General features: G+C 63.7%; 16 protein-coding genes. 9 read left to right on the plus strand and 7 right to left on the minus strand.

The features are described 5' to 3' along the window. The 3 genes from dnaA (at position 1) to gyrB (ending at position 5305) form a co-directional block, all read left to right on the plus strand. The gene (gene dnaA, locus MasN3_RS00005) at positions 1 to 1398 is read left to right on the plus strand and encodes a chromosomal replication initiator protein DnaA (RefSeq protein ID WP_281911188.1); all 1398 of its coding nucleotides are present in this window, start codon (positions 1 to 3) and stop codon (positions 1396 to 1398) included. A 219-nt stretch (positions 1399 to 1617) separates the two neighbouring features. Continuing rightward, positions 1618 to 2724, plus strand: coding sequence for a DNA polymerase III subunit beta (gene dnaN, locus MasN3_RS00010; protein WP_036206688.1), 1107 nt, complete (start codon positions 1618 to 1620; stop codon positions 2722 to 2724). Positions 2725 to 2803: 79 nt separating this feature from the next. After that, positions 2804 to 5305: a DNA topoisomerase (ATP-hydrolyzing) subunit B gene (gene gyrB, locus MasN3_RS00015; protein ID WP_281911191.1), complete on the plus strand. Its 2502-nt coding sequence runs from the start codon at positions 2804 to 2806 to the stop codon at positions 5303 to 5305. Positions 5306 to 5384: 79 nt separating this feature from the next. Here gyrB and MasN3_RS00020 read toward each other — a convergent pair whose 3' ends face one another. Together MasN3_RS00020 and MasN3_RS00025 are read right to left on the minus strand one after the other, a co-directional pair. Further along, on the minus strand, positions 5385 to 5684 hold the full coding sequence (locus tag MasN3_RS00020) for a hypothetical protein (RefSeq protein ID WP_281911192.1): 300 nt from the start codon (positions 5682 to 5684) through the stop codon (positions 5385 to 5387). Between the two features lie 2 nt (positions 5685 to 5686). Further along, positions 5687 to 6988: an MFS transporter gene (locus tag MasN3_RS00025; RefSeq protein WP_281911193.1), complete on the minus strand. Its 1302-nt coding sequence runs from the start codon at positions 6986 to 6988 to the stop codon at positions 5687 to 5689. Positions 6989 to 7156: 168 nt separating this feature from the next. On the opposite strand from MasN3_RS00025, the gene MasN3_RS00030 reads away from it, so the two are divergent. From MasN3_RS00030 to MasN3_RS00040, 3 genes are all read left to right on the plus strand, one after another. Next, the gene (locus MasN3_RS00030; RefSeq protein WP_281911196.1) at positions 7157 to 7693 is read left to right on the plus strand and encodes a hypothetical protein; all 537 of its coding nucleotides are present in this window, start codon (positions 7157 to 7159) and stop codon (positions 7691 to 7693) included. After that, complete coding sequence (locus MasN3_RS00035; RefSeq protein ID WP_281913402.1) at positions 7581 to 8831, plus strand: IS256 family transposase; 1251 nt, start codon at positions 7581 to 7583, stop codon at positions 8829 to 8831. Before MasN3_RS00030 ends, MasN3_RS00035 begins: the two co-directional genes overlap by 113 nt. Positions 8832 to 8978: 147 nt before the next feature. Beyond that, positions 8979 to 9338, plus strand: coding sequence for an HNH endonuclease (locus tag MasN3_RS00040; RefSeq protein WP_281914595.1), 360 nt, complete (start codon positions 8979 to 8981; stop codon positions 9336 to 9338). On the opposite strand, the gene MasN3_RS00045 is transcribed toward MasN3_RS00040, so the two are convergent. Continuing rightward, complete coding sequence (locus MasN3_RS00045) at positions 9295 to 9861, minus strand: flavin reductase family protein (protein WP_281911198.1); 567 nt, start codon at positions 9859 to 9861, stop codon at positions 9295 to 9297. The two genes, MasN3_RS00040 and MasN3_RS00045, sit on opposite strands and share 44 nt — an antisense overlap. Before the next feature lie 138 nt (positions 9862 to 9999). Here MasN3_RS00045 and MasN3_RS00050 point away from each other — a divergent pair, with 138 nt between their 5' ends. Further along, positions 10000 to 10500 carry an NMCC_0638 family (lipo)protein gene (locus MasN3_RS00050; protein ID WP_281911200.1) on the plus strand — a complete coding sequence of 167 codons (501 nt, stop codon included), beginning with the start codon at positions 10000 to 10002 and terminating at the stop codon, positions 10498 to 10500. Between the two features lie 24 nt (positions 10501 to 10524). Here MasN3_RS00050 and MasN3_RS00055 read toward each other — a convergent pair whose 3' ends face one another. From MasN3_RS00055 to infA, 4 genes are all read right to left on the minus strand, one after another. After that, on the minus strand, positions 10525 to 11619 hold the full coding sequence (locus MasN3_RS00055) for a hypothetical protein (RefSeq protein ID WP_281911201.1): 1095 nt from the start codon (positions 11617 to 11619) through the stop codon (positions 10525 to 10527). Between the two features lie 83 nt (positions 11620 to 11702). Continuing rightward, the gene (locus MasN3_RS00060) at positions 11703 to 13352 is read right to left on the minus strand and encodes an ATP-binding domain-containing protein (RefSeq protein ID WP_281911202.1); all 1650 of its coding nucleotides are present in this window, start codon (positions 13350 to 13352) and stop codon (positions 11703 to 11705) included. A 188-nt stretch (positions 13353 to 13540) separates the two neighbouring features. Next, positions 13541 to 14722 carry a DesA family fatty acid desaturase gene (locus tag MasN3_RS00065; protein WP_281911203.1) on the minus strand — a complete coding sequence of 394 codons (1182 nt, stop codon included), beginning with the start codon at positions 14720 to 14722 and terminating at the stop codon, positions 13541 to 13543. Positions 14723 to 14813: 91 nt separating this feature from the next. Then, entirely contained in the window at positions 14814 to 15077 is a 264-nt protein-coding gene (gene infA, locus MasN3_RS00070; RefSeq protein ID WP_027867080.1) for a translation initiation factor IF-1, read from the minus strand. Between the two features lie 335 nt (positions 15078 to 15412). Between infA and blaOXA the strand changes: the two genes are divergently transcribed. Next, a complete protein-coding gene (gene blaOXA / locus MasN3_RS00075; RefSeq protein ID WP_281911208.1) occupies positions 15413 to 16195 on the plus strand; it encodes a class D beta-lactamase in 783 nt (260 codons plus the stop codon). Positions 16196 to 16597: 402 nt separating this feature from the next. Beyond that, entirely contained in the window at positions 16598 to 18277 is a 1680-nt protein-coding gene (gene leuA, locus MasN3_RS00080; protein ID WP_281911209.1) for a 2-isopropylmalate synthase, read from the plus strand. Positions 18278 to 18288 lie beyond the last annotated feature (11 nt).

Genomic DNA, 18288 nt, shown 5'->3' on the forward strand with positions numbered 1-18288 from the left:
ATGGAAAACTTTTGGCAGACCTGTTCCGCGCAGCTGGAACTCGAGCTGACGCCGCAGCAATACAGTGCGTGGATCAAATCGCTGGTCGTCCTCGATTACGAGGATGGCAAGCTGCGCATCGCCGCGCCGAACCGGTTCAAGCTCGACTGGGTCAAGACCCAGTTCGCCACGCGCATCACCGAGCTCGCCTGCCAGTACTGGGAAGCGCCGGTGGAAGTGCAGTTCGTGCTCGATCCGAAGAACAACCCGGCCAGGAAGCCGGCGGGTCCTGCCGCTGCTGCCGGCGACGGCAGCGCCAGCGGCAACGGCGCCCCGCGCCCTGCCGATCCGGCGCCGAGCCAGGGCAACGTGAACATCGCCAACTCGCCCAAGCGCGAGCAGAGCCGCATCAACACCGACCTGACCTTCGAGAGCTTCGTCACCGGTAAGGCCAACCAGCTGGCGCGCGCCGCCGCGATCCAGGTCGCCAACAACCCGGGCGTGTCGTACAACCCGCTGTTCTTCTACGGCGGCGTCGGCCTCGGTAAGACCCACCTGATCCATGCGATCGGCAACCAGGTCATGGCCGACAACCCGAACGCGCGCATCCGCTACATCCACGCCGAGCAGTACGTGCGCGACGTCGTCACCGCCTACCAGCGCAAGGGCTTCGACGACTTCAAGCACTACTACCACTCGCTGGACATGCTGCTGATCGACGATATCCAGTTCTTCGGCGGCAAGAGCCGCACGCAGGAAGAATTCTTCTATGCGTTCGAAGCGCTAATCGCCGCCAAGAAGCAGATCATCATCACCTCGGATACCTATCCGAAAGAGATCACCGGCATGGACGACCGCCTGATCTCGCGCTTCGACTCCGGCCTGACGGTGGCGATCGAGCCGCCGGAGCTGGAAATGCGCGTGGCGATTCTGCTCAAAAAAGCGCAGTCCGAGAACGTGACCCTGTCGGACGACGTCGCCTTCTTCGTGGCCAAGCACCTGCGCTCCAACGTGCGCGAGCTGGAAGGCGCGCTGCGCAAGATCCTGGCCTACTCGCGCTTCCACGGCAAGGACATCACCATCGACGTGGTGAAGGAAGCCCTGAAAGACCTGCTGTCGGTGCAGAACCGCCAGATCTCGGTGGAGAACATCCAGAAGACGGTGGCGGACTTCTTCAACATCAAGGTGGCGGACATGTACTCCAAGCGCCGGCCGGCGAACATCGCCCGTCCGCGCCAGATCGCCATGTACCTGGCCAAGGAGCTGACCCAGAAGAGCCTGCCGGAGATCGGCGAGCTGTTCGGCGGCCGCGACCACACCACCGTGCTGCACGCGGTGCGCAAGATCGCCCAGGACCGCCAGAAGAACGCCGAGTGCAACCATGAGCTGCACGTGCTGGAGCAGACGCTGAAAGGTTAATACGTAGGGTGGACGGGTCCTCCCGTCCGCGCGTCCAGCCAGCGGTTGATGAGACGCGATGCGATGATTCGGAAGATAGTTGAACGCGCGGACGGCGGAGCCGTCCACCCTACAAAAAGCGATTGCCGCCCCAATATCCGGAGAGGTTTGTGTTATCTCCCGGCAATTGGCAAAATAGTGTTAGAGCAACAAATAATTAATACTTAACTGAGGATATCTATGCAACTGGTCAAAACCACCCGAGACACGCTTCTCCGGCCACTGCAGATCGTGAGTGGTATTGTCGAGCGTCGGCACACCATGCCGATTCTGGCCAATATCCTCATTCGCAAGGACGGCGAAAGCGTCTCGTTCCTCTCGACCGACACCGAAGTCCAGATCACCACGCTCGCCAACATCGGCTCGGGCGACGACGTGACCGGCACCACGGTGGCGGCGCGCAAGCTGCTGGACATCCTGCGCGCGCTGCCGGAGTCGGGCGATGTCACCATGACCCTGCAGAACAAGCGCCTGGCCGTCCAGAGCGGCAAGTCGCGCTTCGCCCTGCAGACCCTGGCCGCGGAAGAATTCCCGACCGTGTCGGTGGCCGACAGCTACAACGCCAGCGTCACCCTGCCGCAGAAGACGCTGAAGCACCTGTTCAACATGGTGCACTTCGCGATGGCCCAGCAGGACATCCGCTACTACCTGAACGGCCTGCTGTTGGTGCTGGACGGTAACAATATCATCGCCGTCGCCACCGACGGCCACCGCCTGGCCTTCTGCCAGGTGGCCACCGAGCAGGCCTTCGAGCGCCAGGAAGTGATCATCCCGCGCAAGACCATCATCGAACTGCAGCGCCTGCTGGAAGAAAGCGATGAGGAGGTGCGCCTGGATATCGCCGCCTCGCAGGTGAAGCTGACCTTCGCCGACATCGAGCTGGTCTCGAAGCTGGTCGAGGGCAAGTTCCCTGACTACACCCGCGTGATCCCGAAGGGCTACAAGAACGAGTTCACGATCGGCCGTGACGAGCTGCTGCGTTCGCTGCAGCGCGCCGCGATCATGACCAGCGACAAGTTCAAGGGCGTGCGCTGCATCATCGAGCCGGGCGTCATGAAGATCAGCTCGACCAATGCCGACCAGGAAGAAGCGGTCGAAGAACTCGAGATCGACTACGGCGGCGACACCATCGACATCGGTTTCAATGTCACCTACCTGCTCGACGTGCTCAACAACCTGAAGTGCGACCAGGTGAACATCGCGCTGGGCGATTCGAACTCGTCGGCGCTGATCTCGATTCCCGACAATGGCGACTTCAAGTACGTCGTCATGCCGATGCGGATTTAAGCAGCACCCACGCAGCATTTGGGTTCGGGCGCCGCTTTCGTGGGCGCCTGAATCACCCGTTTTATAGAGAAAGCAGTCCATGTCCGAGAATACCCAACCAGAAATGACTCCCGCCGCCAAGGCGGACGAATACGGCGCGTCCTCGATCCAGATCCTGGAAGGCCTGGAAGCGGTGCGCAAGCGCCCGGGCATGTACATTGGCGACACCTCGGACGGCACCGGCCTGCACCACCTGGTGTTCGAGGTGCTCGACAACTCGATCGACGAGGCCCTGGCCGGCTACTGCACCGAGATCCACGTCACCATCCACTCCGACAACTCGATCTCGATCACCGACAACGGCCGCGGCATCCCGACCGGCGTCAAGATGGACGACAAGCACGAGCCGAAGCGCTCGGCAACCGAGATCGCCCTGACGGAACTGCACGCCGGCGGCAAGTTCAACCAGAACTCGTACAAGGTCTCCGGCGGCCTGCACGGCGTCGGCGTCTCGTGCGTGAACGCGCTGTCGAAGCTGCTGCGCGTGACCGTGCGCCAGAAAGGCAAGATCCACCAGCTGGAATTCTCGCGCGGCGTCCCGGTGGACCGCATCATCGAGGTGGTCGACGGCGTGGAAGTCTCGCCGATGAAGGTCCTGGGCGACACCGACAAGCGCGGCACCGAAGTGCACTTCTGGGCCGACGAGGAAATCTTCACCACCGTCGAGTTCCACTACGAGATCCTGAGCAAGCGCATCCGCGAACTCTCGTTCCTGAACAACGGCGTCAACATCAAGCTCTCCGACCAGCGCACCGGCAAGGAAGAAGTGTTCGCCTTCGAAGGCGGCACCCGCGGCTTCGTGGAGTACATCAACAAGGCCAAGTCGGTCCTGCACCCGACCGTGTTCCAGGCCACCGGCGAGCGCGTGTCGGACCAGGGCACCAACATCTCGGTGGACGTGTCGATGCAGTGGAACGACGCCTACAACGAGCAGGTGCTGTGCTTCACCAACAACATCCCGCAGCGCGACGGCGGCACCCACCTGACCGGCCTGCGCGCGGCGATGACGCGCGTGATCAACAAGTACATCGACGAGAACGAATTCGCCAAGAAGGCGAAGGTGGAGATCTCGGGCGACGACATGCGCGAGGGCCTGACCTGCGTGCTGTCCGTCAAAGTGCCGGAGCCGAAGTTCTCGTCGCAGACCAAGGACAAGCTGGTGTCGTCGGAAGTGCGCGGACCGGTCGAGGAGATCGTGGCCAAGACCCTGACCGACTTCCTGATGGAGAAGCCGAACGACGCCAAGATCATCTGCGGCAAGATCGTGGAAGCGGCCCGTGCGCGCGAAGCGGCGCGCAAGGCGCGCGACCTGACCCGCCGCAAGGGCGTGATGGACGGGCTGGGCCTGTCCTCGAAGCTGGCCGACTGCCAGGAACGCGACCCGGCGCTGGCCGAGCTGTACATCGTCGAGGGTGACTCGGCAGGCGGCTCCGCTAAGCAGGGCCGCGACCGCAAGTTCCAGGCCATCCTGCCGCTGCGCGGCAAGGTGCTGAACGTGGAAAAGGCACGCTTCGAGAAGATGCTGTCGTCGGAGCAGATCACCACCCTGATCGCGACCCTGGGCACCTCGATCGGCCCGGACGAATTCAACGTCGACAAGCTGCGCTACCACCGCATCATCATCATGACCGACGCGGACGTCGACGGCGCCCACATCCGCACCCTGCTGCTGACGCTGTTCTACCGCCAGATGCCGCAGCTGGTGGAGCGCGGCCACGTGTACATCGCGCAGCCGCCGCTGTACAAGGTGAAGGCCGGCCGCGACGAGCGCTACCTGAAGGACGACGTCGAAGAAGCGAGCTACATGATGACGGTGGCGCTGAACAGCGCCTCGCTGATCCCGCGCGAAGACGCCGAGCCGATCAGCGGCGAAGCGCTGGCCGAGCTGGTGCGCCAGTACAACCTGTCGAACGCCATCATGATGCGCCTGACCCGCGTGATCGACCGCGCGGCGCTGACCGCGATCACGGCCGGCGTGACGCTGGACATGAGCACGCTGGAGAAGGCCGAGGCCTCGGCCAAGGCGATGGAAGCGGCGATCAAGGATCCGGCCGTGAAGGTGGTCGTGCGTTCGGACGAGCTGTCCGAAAAGCACGCGCTGCGCATCGAGCGCATGCGCCACGGTAACGTGAACGTGACCTCGATCGACGCCGACTTTGTGCAGAGCAACGACTACGCCGTGCTGGCCAATGCGGCCGCCACCTTCCAGGGCCTGATCGGCGAAGGCGCCATCATCCGCCGCGGCGAAGGCGAGAAGATGAAGGAGTTCGCGGTGCGCGGCTTCCACGAAGCCATGATCTGGCTGCGCGAAGAGGCGGAACGCGGTGTTTCGAAACAGCGTTACAAGGGTCTGGGCGAGATGAATCCGGAGCAGCTGTGGGAGACCACGATGGATCCGACCGTGCGCCGCCTGTTGAAGGTGCAGATCGAGGATGCGATTGCGGCTGATCAGATCTTTACCACGCTGATGGGGGATGAAGTCGAACCGCGTCGTAACTTCATTGAGACGAATGCGCTGCAGGCGGGGAATATCGACGTCTAAGCGTTCTGCGCTCCAAGCCAAAACGGCCTCGTACTTGTACGAGGCCGTTTTTTATTCCAGCGTCCACTGGTGACGGCGGCTACTCGATTTGTTCCTCGAACTCATTCAGGCGCTTCAGGACCGCCTGGTTCTTGGCATACTTGCGCTTCAACTGCTGGAGCTTCTTGTCCGTGCCAGTGCACAGCTTGCGGATTTCGCGTTTGACTTCCTGCATGCGCTGCTCGTCTGATGGATCGGGAATCGCACCTCGGAAGTGGTCGCAACCCTCACGCTGTTCTACATACTTGGCGACATCGGAAGGAAGGCGGGCTTCCGCTGCAGCCGCTGAACCGAGGCCCAAGCAAAGTAGGGCAAGTACCGCCTTCATCGTTAGACGCATGGCTACGCTCCGGTCTCTGGCTCCTGCTCTGGAATTGGTCGCACAACGAGGAACTGGTACAACATCGCGCTGAGGAAGGCAATGCCGGCGCCTGCCAGCAAGGCCGGCACGAAGGACCAGGCTTGCGCCATATAGCCGGTGAAGATCGGTGCCAATGCGCTGCCGATGAAACCGCCGAAGTTCTGGATCGCGCCCAACGAAGCGATACGGCTGCGCGGCGCCACGACCGTGACCAGCGACCAGGAACAAGCCGAGGCAGCATTGGCCAGGAAGATGACCACCGAAATACAGGCAATAGCCAAGGTATTGCTCTCGACCAGTGCCGCAGGAATCGTGAACGCTACCATGCCAAGCATGGCGATCACGACCGCCGTGCGGCGGCCGGCCAGCACCGATGAGGCACGCTGTGTGATCTGGTCGGAGGCCCAACCGGCCACCAAAGCGCCGGCGAAGCCGCACAGGAAGGGAATGGTTGCCGCCACGCCGACGTAGGCAAGGTCCATGTTGCGCTCTGTGCGCAGGTAACCGGGCAGCCAGGTCAGGTAAACCCAATTGAGATAGACCGATCCAAAGAAGCCGAGCAGCATGCCCCAGGTTGCACGGTGCCGGAACAGGGCGAGCCAAGAGGAGAAGCCCGCTTTCGGCGCCTCTTCCACCCTCTGGCCTTCATCCAGATAAGCCAGCTCCTCCGCGGACATCTGCTCGCGCGCCGGGTCGCGATACAGCATCACCCAGACGACCGCCGCCACGATGCCGAGTGCGCCGGTAACGAAGAATGCCCAGTGCCAGCTGGTGGCGGCGATCAGGGGCGACAGGCACAGTGGTGCCAGTGCAAAACCCAATGGGGACGCCGAGTTGTAGATGCCCGTCGGCGTACCGCGTGCCTTGATGGGGAACCAATTGCTCACGACACGCGCCGCCGCCGGGAACTGTGGCGCCTCGCCGATACCGAGCACGACCCGGGCAAGCACGAACCAGCCGAAGGTCGAGACCAGGCCGCCCGCAGCTTGTGCCAGCGACCACAGCACCAAGCCCGCGCCGAGCAGCCAGCGCGGGCCAATCTTGTCGACCAGGGCGCCAACAGGGAGCTGGCAAAGCGCATAGCTCCAGGAGAAGGCCGACAACAGTAAACCCATCTGGCCAAGCGAGAGGCCGAGGTCGGTGCGAATGAATTCATTGGCGACGGCAAGTGTTGCACGGTCGAGGTAGTTAATGACGCCAGTAACGACCAGGAGGACCAGTGCGATGTTCTGACGGCGACGGATGCGTGGAGGTGTAACTCCATAGGAAGGGGAAGCATTCATCCCGTGATGCTACCAACGAATATTGATCTGGCGAAAGGAATTTTCATTCAGAAAACTTTGGCCAGGTTCGCCGACACAATCGCGCAGAACGCGTTCTCGATATTGTTGATGAGATATTGAACAAGACGTAGACTATGTCAATCAACGATCCCATCAATCTGAGTCCACGTGCCATCCCGACCAAAAGACACGATTCCGTGGAGCGATGACGAACTCGGAGCGGCCATCAAGGCTTACCTGTCCATGCTCCACAAGGAGCTGGCTGGGATTGCCTACAACAAGGCTGCGGTGAACCGTGATCTCCGTGCTGACGCATTAGCTGCACGCACCGAAGGCTCCGTCGAGTTCCGAATGCAGAACATCTCCGCTGCGTTGTACGAGCTAAAAATGCCCTATATCGTCGGCTATAAGCCAGCTCGTAATATCGGTTCGGATGTCAAAGAAAAGATGAGCGCCTTGCTGAGTGCCTATGGTGTCGAATCGCTGGAGCCTTATGTGCCGACAGCCGACATCAATTCGCGAGCCTGTCAGTATTTCTGTGTGGAACGGGGTCATGAAATAATCTCGAAAGGACTGTTCCATGACCGAAGTGATGACCACCAAAAAGCCCAAGAAACAGAAAGCCGCATACCCATTCCCGGTCGAGCTGATCGACCAGTTGCTCGCCCAGGTCGAGAACAAGGACGCCGAATCGATCCTCGGTGAAGCTGGCCTGGCCGGACAGCTCAAGAAGATGCTGGCCGAGCGCATGCTGTCGGCCGAGCTGAGCCATCACCTGGCCAGCGAGGGCGAAGGCAGCAAGAATCACCGTAACGGCAGCAGTCCGAAGAAGGTGCTGACACCGGGCGGCGAACTCCATCTGGACATTCCACGTGATCGCCTGTCGAGCTTCGAGCCCAAGCTGGTGGCCAAGCACCAGCGCCGGATGACGGGCTTTGACGATCACGTCATCAGCATGTACGCGCGCGGCATGAGCGTGCGCGAAATCCAGGGGCATTTGTTGGAGCTGTACGGTACCGACGTCTCGCCAGACCTGATCTCGACCATCACCGACGAGGTTCTCGAAGAGGTCAATCAATGGCAGCAGCGGCCACTCGAAGCGATGTACCCGATCGTCTATTTCGACGCGCTGCGCCTGAAAATCCGGGACGAAGGCACCGTCAAGAACAAGGCCGTCTACCTGGCCTTGGGCATTCGTGCCGATGGCCGCAAGGAGGTGCTGGGCCTGTGGATCGAGCAAACGGAAGGAGCCAAGTTTTGGCTGAAGGTTTTCAACGAACTGAAGAACCGAGGACTGGAGGACATCCTGATCGCCGTCGTCGACGGCCTGCGCGGCTTCCCTGAGGCCATCGAGGCGGTATACCCGCAAGCGCAGATTCAGACCTGCATCGTACACCTGATTCGCAACTCGACAACGCTGGCAGCGTGGAAGGACCGCAAGGAGCTGGCGGCGGCCCTGAAGCCCGTCTACCAGGCTGCCAATGCTGACTTGGCTGAAGCGGCGCTTGACGCGTTCGCGGCCGGGCCATGGGGCACCAGATTTCCGACGGTGGCAGCGATGTGGCGCCGCCAGTGGCAGCAGGTAATTCCCTTCTTCGCCTATCCGCCGGAAGTGCGCACCATCATCTACACGACCAATGCCATCGAGAGCTTGCATATGCGCCTGCGAAAGATCGTCAAGAACCGCGGCCACTTCCCCAGCGACGAAGCAGCAACCAAATTGTTGTTTCTGGCCTTGCGCAATATCGAGAAAGATTGGAAGATGCCGCAGCGTACCTGGAAACAGGCTGCCAATCAGTTCGCCATTATGTTCGGCGAGCGCTTCACGAACGCAATTACCTAACTACGAATTCTGGCCCCGCACACAGAATTTCTGACAGGTCCCAATTCGCTTTCGGCGCGTGTTTCCGAACTAAGACAACGACACTTGGGCGCCATTCCACGTGGGGCGATCACTCCTGGTGTGAATACCTCGACCGTCACGACATTCGTGCGCGATCCCGCGGTCAAGGCATGGGTTCTCCAAGCAGCTAACGGCCACTGCGAAGCTTGCGGCAGCCCAGCGCCATTTATCGGAACCGATGGCTTGCCATATCTCGAAGTCCACCACGTCATGCCGTTGTCGAGTCACGGTTCGGATAGGACGACAAACGCTGTTGCGCTTTGTCCAAACTGCCACCGCCGCTGTCATCATTCGATGGATCGGGATGAATTCAGAATCATGCTATATGAGCGAATTCCACGCCTGATTCTCGAGGTTCCCGAACCACATGACCATGCCGCCGCAGAGCCAATGCCTTCGGAAGTCAATTCGGCTCTTTCGCAAGCAATGCCATCGTCCTCCGGCTGACCACCTCGCCTGCCACCATGAACACACCCTCGCCCGTGTAATGCACGGTCTCGGGATGTTTCGGCGTCTTCGCCGCCCGCGCTGCGACCACTTCCCAGATGAAGAAGTTGTACTTGTCCACCAGGCTGTCGTCATGCAGCCGGCAAGCGAAGTGGGCGTGACATTCTCGAATGGCCGGTGCAGCAACGCCCTCCACCGCCTCTGGCGTCAAGCCGAAACGCTCAAACTTGTCGACCTCGCTGCCAGACGTGGTGCCGATCCCCACCACCGCATCCAGCAGCGCCGTGGTCGGCAGGTTGATGACGCACTCGCGGTTTTGCCGCACCATCTCGAAGCTATGGTTGCTTGATGCGATCACGCAGCCCACCAGGGAGGGAGAGAACTCCATCACGATGTGCCAGCCCATGGTCATGATGTTGCGCCGGCCTTCCCAGCATGAGCTGACGAGCACGATCGGTCCCGGCTCCAAATAACGGCGGATCTTTTCCAGCGGGACATCCTGTTTCGTATAGGTCCGTGCCATGCTCGTCCTCGCGTACGTTTGCCTGCGGCAACCCGGCATTTCAGGGCTGAGTTGCTATAGTAAGACGTATCAGATATCAGCCGGAGCACAACCAAAATGCGACTTCTTCGCCAAGCCGCCATCATCCTCGGAGGAACTTTGGTTTCCACAATCGCCATCGCCGCGCCCGAACAGCAGGCCGCGGCCTTCATGAATATCTACTCGACGCACTGCCTGAAGTACCTGCACGACTTCGACGGCCTGCGCAAGCAGCTATCAAGCTTCCCCCAGCTGCCCGCCGAGGCCGCGGCCGTGTTCCTGCAGGGCGCCAAGGGCAATGCCTGGTCGGTGCCGAGCCAGCACGGCCAGTTCATCATGGTCGTCCATTCGGACAAGAACCTGTGCGCGCTGTACGCCAAGACGGTGCCGGCCGCGACGGTGCAGGCGATGTTCGAAAAGACGGTGGGCAAGGCGCCCGAGCCTTTCCGCAGCGAGCGCAAGCGCAATACCTCGGAAAAGGGGCCGGACGGCGTCAAGAGCACCGTCGCCTATGAATGGAGCACGGACAAGTCGCCGCGCAAGCCGCTGTTCGCGCTCACCACCACCACCAGCAAGAACAGCGTGGCACAGGGCGTCGCCACCGCGGCGATCGGCCACTAAAGCGCTTGCGGCGGCGCTGCCCGCTTACGGCACCTTGATCTTGATCACGGCGTTGCCCGAGGTCAGGTACAGGTTGCCCTTGCCGTCGTTGGTGATGCCCCGGATCGGCGCCAGGCTGCCCGGCAGGCTCCCTGCCTGCAGCGTGCCGTTGCGCGCGGTGCCGGCGATGGTGCTCACCACGCCCTCCGGCGTGATTCTCCGCACCAGGTTGTTGACCGCGTCGGCCGCGTAGACGTTGCCCTGCGGGTCGACCGTCAGCGCCACCACTTCCTCGAAGGTCGCCGCCGTCCCGGTGCCGTTGGCCGCGCCGCGCCCGTTCGGTGCGCCCGCCAGCGGGGTCAACACGTTGGCGTTGACGGTGGTGGGATTGAAGGTACGGCTGATCCTGCGCTGCAGGTCGAACACGTAGACGTTGTTGTTGCTGTCGACCGCCACGCCGCGCGCTTCCGCGGTGCGCGTGCCGATCAGGTCCTGGGCCACGTCAATGCCTTCCAGCATGCCCGTCGCGCCGGCGACGATGCGCCGCGTGCTGACGCCGTTCGTCACCAGGAGGTGGTCGCGCGCGTCGGCCGCGATCCCTTTCGGGACGAGCACCGGCATGCTGCCCGCGGTGACATTGCTGCCCACCGGGATGGTCGCCACCGTCGCCACCTGGCCGGCGCTGCTGATGCTGCGGATGCGCATCTCGTCCGTGACGTACAGGGTGCCGCTGCTGTTGATCGCCAGCGCCAGCGGCTGGAGGAAGCGTGCGCGGTCGCCGGGGCCGTCGACGTACTGGCTGGCGCGCACGGCGCCGGCCAGGGTGGTGACGGCGCCGGCCGGGGTGATCTTGCGGATGGTGTCGTTGCCGGTGTCGGCCACGTACACGTTGCCGGCGGCGTCGATGGCGATGCCGGTGGGCTTGTCGAAGCGCGCAGCTTCGCCGGTGGCGTTGGTGCTGCCTGCATCGAGGGCGCTGCCGGCGAAGATGCTGATGGCGGCCTGCGCGGGCGGCTGCTTGTCATCGTCCTTGTCCTTGGGCGGATGGTCGCCGCAGGCGGCCAGCAAGAGCATCAGTGCCGACGCTCCCAGTACCTTCACGCGCATGCGCGCCCTCTTTGCCACCGCCGGTCGCTTCATCGTCGTCTCCAGGATTCGATGAGCAAAATGCTAGCACGGTACTTGCACCGAGACGCGTCGAATCTTCATGCGGCCCGCATGAATCAAGCGTCCTGCGCGCCTCCGCTCATGCGATCAAGGAACTGCACCGAAGCACGCTCGCTCATCACCAGCACCAGCTTCAGGCGCGCGCGCGTCATGCCGACGAACAGTTTTCTCAGCGTGAGTTCGTCCATCTCTTCGAAGTCGATCTCGGTGAAGATCAGCGCCGGCGCCGACTGGCCCTTGAAGCGGTACACCGATTCCGCCAGCAGCCCGCCCTCGCGGAACACCGGGTTGCCGAACAGGTCGTAGGCGCCGGTGAAGGAGCGCAGGGTGTGCGCGTCGCTCAGTTTATCGAGCTTGAGGATGGCCGACTTTTCGCGCCCGCGGAAGGAGCAGATCGCGATGTCCTGGCGCCCGAAGCCCGCGGCCAGGCACAGAGTGACGGCGCGCCGGGTCTGCGACAGCATGGCCTCGACGTCGCCTTCCGGGTAAGTGAGCTCCTCGATGTCGGCGCCCTTGAAGGGGCTGCCCGCCTCCACCGGCTGGCTGACGGCGCCGATCGAGCCCAGCATCTGCACCACTTCGCGCGGGCTGCGGTAGTTGGTGTTCGAGTGCAGCACCACCCAGCCGGGCAGCGGCACCATCTCTTTGCCGTACAGGTTCTGGTCCGGGTCTTCCAGCCAGATGGCGCGGCCGCCCTCCTTGAGCATGCGCAGCACGATGTCGCGCCAGGTGGTGGTGAAATCCTGGCCCTCGTCGACGATGACGACGTCGTACTGCCAGGTCTCGGGCAGGTCCGCTTCCACCAGCGCGCCCTCGATCTCGGCCCAGACGGTGGGCGCGCCGTAGTCGGGCGTCCTGCCCTGGGCGCGCAGCCAGGCGTCGCACAATTCGTGGAAGTTGGCGACCCGGCCGCCTGCGGGCACAAGGCGCTCGATGTGGTCGGCCAGCGGGCGGTTGAAGCAGACGTAGAGCGGGCGCAGGCCGGCATCGATGGCGGCCGTGTATTCGGCCAGCGCCAGCTGGGTCTTGCCGCTGCCGGCGGTGCCCACCACGCGCAGGCGGAAGGGAGAGAACTCGAGCCGGCGCGCCCAGGTGGCCAGGCCCCCCGACAGGCGCGTGACCATGCTGGTGGCGCAGCCGATCATCGAGCTCGGGTCCGGGCGCAGGCTCAGGGTGTCGCCGAGGTAGCGGGTGACCCGGTCGAACTCCTCGGTGCGGGCGGTGAGCGGCAGGATTTCGCGGATCTTCGCGCCCAGGCGGCCCTTGGTGGTGGCGTCGATGATGTGGCTGGGGTCGATGCCGGCCTGCTGCGGGTCCTTCACGATGTAGTCGGGGCAGTACAGCAGGTAGTCGATCGACAGCTCGCCCTGGTAGCGCTTGGCGAAGCCTTCGATGGTGTGCAGGATCTGATGGCGGATCTTGCGCGGCTTGCCCTGGTAGTTCTTGACCAGGCCATCCTTGCTCTCGTTGAGGAAGCCGGCGATCTGCTCGATCAGCAGCAGCCTGCCGTTCGGCGCCACGATGATGAAGTCGATGTCGCCGTAGGCCGAGAAGCCGTGCTCGACGTTGGTCCAGTGGACGCCGTGGTAGATCTCGTAGGGCGTGTCCGAGAGGCGCTTCTCGAGGAGCGTCAGGGTTTCGATTTCACGCGCGGCAGACCCGGTGACGGACATCTCGCGCCAGCCGGCAGGATGGATATGGGCCATGGATCGTCGGGTGCCTGTTTTTTAGATAGAAACATTGTAAAGCCGATCATGTTTGTTGCCAGCACCGTTGAACCGGATGCGCCGCACAACCGTAGGGTGGTCGGCTTCGCCGACCGCGCGTCCAGCCAGTGCGAGCGATGTGGCAACGCAACCGTGAGTTGAACGCGCGGTCGGCAGAGCCGACCACCCTACGAATACCCACGCAGTTCAGCGGCAAACGAACGCACTTGCGCGCAGCTGTCTGCCGCTGCCCGGAAACACCACGCGCTCAGCGCCTCCATCAGCTGCTCCTCGCTGGCCAGCGAACGCTGCCACAGCTGCGCCAGCTGTTCGCGCAAGGCCTGCACCCTGCTGAGATAGTCGCTGGAAGCCAGCAGCCCGCCCAGCCGGCCCTGCTCGTCGCCATTCAGGTAGCCGGGGTCACGGCTCAGCAGGCGCAAGGCCGCTTTCCGGTCCAGTCCGCTACCTGGGGCGATGCCGCGCAATTCGCGCCGCCACACCGGCCTGAGCCGGGCATTCAGCGCCGCCATCACCCGCGCGCGGTTGGCCAGCACGGCGCGCAGGGTCGCCGCGTCCACCAGCGCGTGGCGGTAGCGGATGCGGGGTGGCGCCGGCAGCGGCCGCGCCTTGGCCAGGCGCAGCCACTCCAGCAGCCGGATGTACATCCAGCCGATGTCGAATTCGTACCATTTCACCGACAGCTTGGCCGAGGTGGCGAAAGTATGGTGGTTGTTGTGCAGTTCTTCGCCGCCGATCAGCACGCCGAACGGGACGATGTTGGTGGCTGCTTCCTGGCAGTCGAAATTACGGTAGCCGACGGCGTGCCCGGCGCCGTTGATCACGCCTGCCGCCAGCACCGGAATCCAGAGCATCTGGATGCCCCACACCGACAGGCCGATGACGCCGAACAGCAACACGTCGAGCACCAGCAGCAGGCCGACGCCCTGCCAGGTGAAGCGGCTGTACAGGCCGCGTTCGATGGCGTCGTCCGGGCAGCCGGCGGCGTAGCGCGCAATGGCGTCAACGTCTTGGCTGGCAGTGCGGTAAAGTTCGGCGCCGCGCAGCAGCACCGTGCGCAGGCCCACCTGGCGGGGGCTGTGCGGGTCGCCCTCGCGTTCGCAGTGTGCATGGTGGCGGCGGTGGATGGCCACCCATTCGCGCGTGACCATGCCGGTGGTGAGCCACAGCCAGAAGCGGAAGAAATGGGCCACCAGCGGGTGCAGGGACAGGGCGCGGTGCGCCTGGTGGCGGTGCAGGTAGACGGTGACGGCCACGATGGTGACGTGCGTGGCCAGCAGGGTGTAGGCCAGGATGGCAAGGGGCGAGGCCCCCGTCAGCCCATCGGCCAGGAAAAGCAGGAATGCATCCATCGCGTGCTCCCGTGGTCAGCTACGGAAGCGAAGTATGCGCGCTTCCCGCGCCCAGGAAGCGCACGCCTGCGGTGCACAGGCTTGAGCAGGATCAGCGGCGGCGCGGCGCCGGACGTGGGCCCGAGGGGCCGCGGTTTTCGATGTGGCGGAAAGTGATGCGTGCCTTGTTCAGGTCATACGGCGACATTTCCAGAGTGACACGGTCGCCCGCCAGGATGCGGATGTGGTTCTTCTTCATGCGGCCCGAGGTGTAGGCGATCAGCTTGTGGCCGTTATCGAGCTCAACGCGGAAACGCATTTCAGGCAGGATTTCGGACACCAGTCCGTTCATTTCGATCAGTTCTTCTTTAGCCATGCTAGCTCCTTATGCTGTTGACGGCCCGCGCGGCGCACGGGTCGTTGAAACGTCGGTCGCACCGCCCGGCGAAGCATGGCGGCGTTTGCTGATGCTGGCCAGACCGGGGCCAGGGTGGAGAGAGGAAAGCGCGCAGCTGCAAATGGAACAACAGGTGCGGAGGCTTGGGCGGCGGCGTAGCGCGATGTTGCAGATACGGAGCCGGGGGATGTCGGAAGCGCTGCTTCGACGACAGACCGCCAGTATACCAGCGATGGCGCTGCGCTGCAGAAAAGTGCCCTGTTCAAATATTGCCCGATTGCTATACTGCCCACTTTGATGGAGGCGCAACAAGCATGAAATACCTGATGGCGCTGGCCCTGCTGGCTGGTTTGGCACTGTCGGGCACAGGCCAGGCAGCGATCCACTGCACCCTGCTGGTCGATGCCGGCACCGGCAAGGTCCTGGTGCGCGAAGGCCAGTGCGAGCAGCGCGTCACGCCGGCCTCGACCTTCAAGGTGGCGATCAGCCTGATGGGCTACGACAGCGGCATCCTGGTCGATACGGCCACGCCGCAGTGGCCCTTCCGCGAGGGCTACGTCGACTGGCTGCCGGAATGGCGCACCACGACAAGCCCGGCCGCGTGGATGAAGCACTCGGTGGTCTGGTATTCGCAGCAGGTGACGACCCGGCTCGGCGCGGAGCGCTTCCAGTCCTACCTCGACCGCTTCGACTACGGCAACCGCGACGCTTCCGGCAACCCCGGCAAGAACGACGGGCTGACCCAGGCCTGGCTGGGCAGCTCGCTAAAGATCTCGGCCGACGAGCAGGCGGTATTCCTGCGCAAGCTGGTCAACCGCACGCTGCCGGTATCCCCCAGGGCCTTCGACATGACCGCCGCGCTGATGCGTCATGCGCGCCTGCGCAGCGGCTGGGACGTGTATGCGAAGACCGGCACCGGCTCGGAACCGGGCTCCCCGCCGCACGGCTGGCTGGTGGGCTGGGCCGTCGACGGCGGACGCACGGTCGTGTTCGCGCGCCTGGTGCAGGACGAGCAGCGCGAGAGCGGCGGCCGGGCCGGCCTGCGCGTGCGCGACGCCTTCATGAAGGAGCTGCCGGCGCTGCTCGAGAAACTGTAGCCGCTTCCGCAGCGCAGCAATTTTTGCTTGACATGCGATCCATTCCTCTCTTAGAGTGGATCGCATGTCCTTCCACCTGCATCTGTCGACTTCCCTACCTGCCGCCGGCGTGCTATCGCTGGCAGCCCTGCTACTACGCGCGTAAATCACGCCGTACGTCCCGGCCTGTCGCCGGCCCGCAAGCAGTCAAGGAAAGTTGTACCGATGTCCAAGATTCCGTTTCATACCCCGTCGTTCTCCGCTACCGGCACCATGCTGGCCGTTGGCTCGCGCGCACAGTTTCGTCTCCTGCTAAAGCTACTGACCGGTTGCCGGGCCTAGCGTTCGTGGCCCGTCCGGCAGCCTGCCGCCACACCTCCGCCCAACCGGGCCACCGTGTCACGCAAACCAGGAGCAAACGCAATGCTGAAGAACCCCGCCGCCAAATACCGCCCTTTCCCCGCCGTCCAGCTGGCTGACCGCCAGTGGCCCGGCCGCAGCATCACCAAGCCGCCGGTCTGGATGAGCACCGACCTGCGCGACGGCAACCAGGCCCTGATCGAGCCGATGAGCCCGGAGAAGAAGCTGCGCTTCTTCGAGATGCTGGTCAAGATCGGCATCAAGGAGATCGAGGTCGGCTTCCCTTCCGCATCGCAGACCGACTTCGACTTCGTGCGCATGCTGGTCGAGGAAAAGCGCATCCCCGACGACGTGACCATCATCGTCCTGACCCAGGCGCGCGAGGAGCTGATCCGCCGCACGGTGGAATCGGCCGCCGGCGCCAAGCGCGCCATCGTCCACGTCTACAACTCGGTGGCCCCGGTGTTCCGCCGCGTGGTGTTCGGCATGGAACGCGAGGAGATCGTGCAGATCGCGGTGAAGGGCACGCAGCTCATCAAGGAACTGGTGGCGCAGCATCCGCAGACCCAATGGGGCCTGGAGTATTCGCCGGAATCCTTCTCCACCACCGAGCTGGACTTCTCGAAGCAGATCGTGGACGCCGTCAGCAATGTGTGGCAGCCGACGCTCGACAACAAGATGATCGTCAACCTGCCCTCCACCGTGGAAGCGAGCACGCCCAACGTCTACGCCGACCAGATCGAGTGGATGTGCCGCCACCTGGAGCGCCGCGAGTCCCTGGTCATCAGCGTGCACCCGCATAACGACCGCGGCACCGCCGTGGCGGCGGCCGAGCTGGCCGTGATGGCCGGCGCCGACCGCGTCGAGGGCTGCCTGTTCGGCAACGGCGAGCGCACCGGCAACGTCGACCTGGTCACGCTGGCGATGAACCTCTACACCCAGGGCATCGACCCGGGCCTGGATTTCTCCGACATCGACGCGGTGCGCCAGGTGGTGGAGGAATGCAACCAGCTGCCGGTGCACCCGCGCCATCCGTATGCCGGCGACCTGGTCTTCACCGCCTTCTCCGGCTCGCACCAGGACGCCATCAAGAAGGGCTTCGCGGTGCAGAAGGCGGACGCCATCTGGGAAGTGCCCTACCTGCCGATCGACCCGGCCGACCTGGGGCGCAGCTACGACGCCGTCATCCGCGTCAACAGCCAGTCTGGCAAGGGCGGCATGGCCTACCTGCTGGAGCAGGAATACGGCCTGGAACTGCCGCGCCGCCTGCAGATCGAATTCTCGCGCGCGGTGCAGCGCGTGGCCGATGCCACCGGCCGTGAAATCGACGCGGCCAGCATCCACACGCTGTTCGCGCGCGAATACCTGGAGCAGGAGACGCCATGGCAATACGTGGCGCACCGCATGACGGAGGACAGCGCGCACGGCGTGCAGATCGCACTCGATCTCACGCGCCACCACGCGCCGCAGGCCATGCAGGGCAAGGGCAACGGCCCGATCGACGCCTTCGTGAATGCGCTGGGCCTGGACATCCGCGTGATGGACTACCATGAGCATGCGATCGGCCACGGCGCCGACGCCCGCGCCGCCTGCTACGTCGAACTGCGCGTGGGCAGCGGCCAGACCCTGTTCGGCGTGGGCATCGACAGCAATATCGTGACGGCCTCGTTCCGTGCGGTGCTGTCGGCGGTGAACCGCCACCTGGCGATCGCGGGCGCGGGAGAAGCAGCGATCGCTGCCTGACACGTCCAGCG

Source organism: Massilia varians (assembly GCF_027923905.1).
In the GTDB taxonomy this organism is placed as follows: domain Bacteria; phylum Pseudomonadota; class Gammaproteobacteria; order Burkholderiales; family Burkholderiaceae_D; genus Telluria; species Telluria varians_B.